This window comes from Mesorhizobium sp. CNPSo 4689 (assembly GCF_057784325.1).
The window spans coordinates 1-3046 of the sequence record NZ_JBWLUZ010000085.1 but is presented as its reverse complement, the minus strand read 5'-3'; the positions used below and the strand labels follow the sequence as shown (position 1 = coordinate 3046).

Genomic DNA, 3046 nt, shown 5'->3' with positions numbered 1-3046 from the left:
GCAAAGGGCAGTGCATGGAACTCGATGATCGCGTCAAAATAGGCGCGAAACGGAGATGGTGAGGCAATGCCAGGCTGGGTGGGTGAGGGCTGGGAACTTCTGAAGGAAAGCATCAGCGGCTTCGCAAACGACAACGCATTGAGCCACGGTGCCGCGATGGCCTTTTATGCCACCACGTCGCTGGCGCCGATCCTGCTCATCATCGTTGCCATCGCAGGCTTCGCCTTCGGCAATGATGCCGCCGAACTCGCCCTTTCGGCGCAGATATCAGGGGTGATGGGTCCACAGAGCGCCGACCTTTTGCAGGCCGCGATCGAAACCGCATCGCAGAAATCGGCGAGCACATTGGCCACGATATTGGGCTTGGTGACCCTGATTTTCACCGCATCAGGCGTCTTCGGCGAAATGCAGCTTTCGCTGAATGAGATCTGGAAGGTCAGGCCGAGCGGTACGTCGTTTTCACGATTGGTGCGGGCTCGCGCGGCAAGTCTGGGTCTGGTGGCCGCGTTGGGTTTCATACTGCTCGTGTCTCTGGCGGCAAGCACGGCGATCTCGGCCCTCGGCGACATCATCAACGCGCATCTGCCTTTTGGCGAACTGATCGTGAGCGCAATCAACACGATCGTGTCTTTTGTCCTGATCGCCCTGCTGTTCGCCGCAATCTACAAGGTCCTGCCTGACAGGACCCTGAGATGGCGCGACGTGGCCATCGGCTCCATCGTGACCGCATTTCTTTTCACGGTCGGCAAGTCGCTGATCGGCTGGTACATCGGAACAAGCGCCATCGCGACGTCATATGGGGCGGCCGGCGCGCTGCTGGTCGTGCTGCTATGGGTATATTATTCAACGCAGATTTTTCTGTTCGGCGCGGAAATCACCCGAGCCTATTCCATCAGGCAGGGGAGCCGGCCCGATCTGGCACCGGTCGTAGCGGCGAGCACTGGGGCAAGGCGGACCGATCGAACCGCGTCGAAAACCGAGGTCGTCATGTGGATTGTCCTCAGCAGTCTGGTCACCGCGGCCATTTCACGAATCCGGCGGACCGACAAATAGGTCTGAGGCACTTCGACAGCGGTTCGACGCCGCCAACCTTTTGTGTCCGCCGGCGTTGTTCCTTCTTGAGCGAAGGAGAAACCGATGCTGACAAAATCCAATACCTCGAAAGCCACGCAAAAGCAGCGGCGCGTGCAGCGCAAGGTCGATGCCGACGATCGCCGCAGGTCGAAGGCGAAATCCGCCGGCGCCATGCAGGCGGGAGCTCGCCTCTATCCCGAGCCGCCTTTCCCGAAGCAGCATCACCCCAAGCCCGGCGAAGAGTGGAAGATCGAGCCGGCGCCGCTCTATGACGCGCCGTTCTGGCAGGGCTCGAAAAAGCTCGATGGCAAGGTGGCGCTGATCACCGGCGGCGATTCCGGCATCGGCCGGGCGGTCGCCGTGTTGTTCGCGCGCGAGGGCGCCGACATCGCCATCGCCTATCTCAGCGAGGACCGCGACGCCGAGACGACGAAGCAGGCGGTCGAGGCCGAGGGCCGGCGCTGCCTGGCGCTGCGCGGCGATGTCGCCAGCCGCGCCTTCTGCCGCCGCGCGGTGGAACGGACGGTGAAGCAGTTGGGCGGTCTCGACGTGCTGGTCAACAACGCCGCGTTCCAGGTGCATTCGGTCGATTTCACCGACCTTACCGAGGAGCATTTCGACACCACGCTGAAGACCAATCTCTACGGCTATTTCCATATGGCGCAGGAGGCGGTGCCGCACATGAGGCCGGGTTCGGCCATCATCAACACCGGCTCGGTCACCGGCATCGACGGCTCGAAGCATCTGGTCGACTATTCGATGACCAAGGGCGGCATCCACGCCTTCACCCGTGCGTTGTCGGGCAGTCTCATCGGCAAGGGCATCCGCGTCAACGCGGTGGCGCCGGGGCCGGTATGGACGCCGCTCAACCCGTCGGAGAAAGAGGCCGAGGACGTCTCGGTGTTCGGTGCGAAGACGCCGATGAAGCGCCCGGCCCAGCCGGAGGAGATCGCGCCGGCCTATGTGTTCCTGGCCTCGCCGCAATGCTCCAGCTACATCACCGGCGAGATCCTGCCGATCGTTGGCGGGTATTGATCTGGGTTGGCTCCTGAAATCGAGCCGCTCACTCAGCATTCAAGGGCGGAACCCTATGCCCCATGACAGGGCTCGACTCCGTGCGGAAAGAATTTCGTTTCGTTTGGAACAAGGCGAGAGACTGGCTGTTTCCTAAGACCTCATGTCGAGGCGAGGGAACAACCAAGAAGGACCAACCCCATGGCGACCAAGGCTGCATCGAAGGGTCTGAATGAACTCTTCCACGACACACTCAAGGACATGTATTTCGCCGAGAAGAAGATTCTCATCACGTTGCCGAAGATGGCAAAGGCAGCGCAAAGCGAGGCTCTGAAATTGGCATTCGAAAAGCATCGCAATCAGACCGAAGAGCATGTTGCTCGCCTCGAGGAAGTCTTCGAGGTCATCGACAAGAAACCGGCTGGCAAAACGTGTGCCGCCATCATGGGCATCACCGAGGAAGGCGCCGAGATCATCAAGGAATATAAGGGCTCGCCGTCTCTGGATGCCGGCCTCCTGGCGGCAGCACAGGCCGTCGAGCACTATGAGATTTCGCGCTATGGCACGCTACGGACCTGGGCATCCGAACTCGGACTGACCGAGGCGGTCAATCTCCTGGACCTGACGCTGATCGAGGAGAAAGAAACCGACGCGGCACTCACCGAACTTGCTGGATCGGCCGTCAACGCGGCGGCGGAAGCCGCGTAACGGCAGGCAGACATCCCCTCTATTGTCGTCCCGAGCCCTGGTGACCGGTCACCAGGGCTCGGACTACTTTCAATCGAATGGCTCCGCGAGGAATGGAACATTAGAGCGGGATGAACTTAGGTTGGGCATATCCGGCTTCAGTGAAGTAATTTTGGCATTCGTTTGAAGTGACGGTGCCAAGGATTTGGCCGATAGCGCCACAGACGGTTTCGACTGTTCGCTTGGCAGCCTTGCGCAGCCAGTGCTTGAG

3 protein-coding genes are annotated in these 3046 nt (G+C 60.7%); all 3 read left to right on the top strand.

Features of this window, described 5'->3' with window-relative positions; all coding sequences use genetic code 11:
• Window positions 1–66 precede the first annotated feature (66 nt).
• Window positions 67–1053 (top strand): YihY/virulence factor BrkB family protein, encoded by a 987-nt coding sequence (locus AC04SI_RS33150; RefSeq protein ID WP_404282756.1) that lies wholly within the window; start codon window positions 67–69, stop codon window positions 1051–1053.
• 84 nt (window positions 1054–1137) lie between these two features.
• Complete coding sequence (locus AC04SI_RS33145) at window positions 1138–2109, top strand: SDR family oxidoreductase (protein ID WP_404282757.1); 972 nt, start codon at window positions 1138–1140, stop codon at window positions 2107–2109.
• 180 nt (window positions 2110–2289) lie between these two features.
• Window positions 2290–2796, top strand: a complete 507-nt coding sequence (locus AC04SI_RS33140) for a YciE/YciF ferroxidase family protein (protein WP_404282758.1) — start codon at window positions 2290–2292, stop codon at window positions 2794–2796.
• The last annotated feature ends 250 nt before the right edge of the window (window positions 2797–3046 follow it).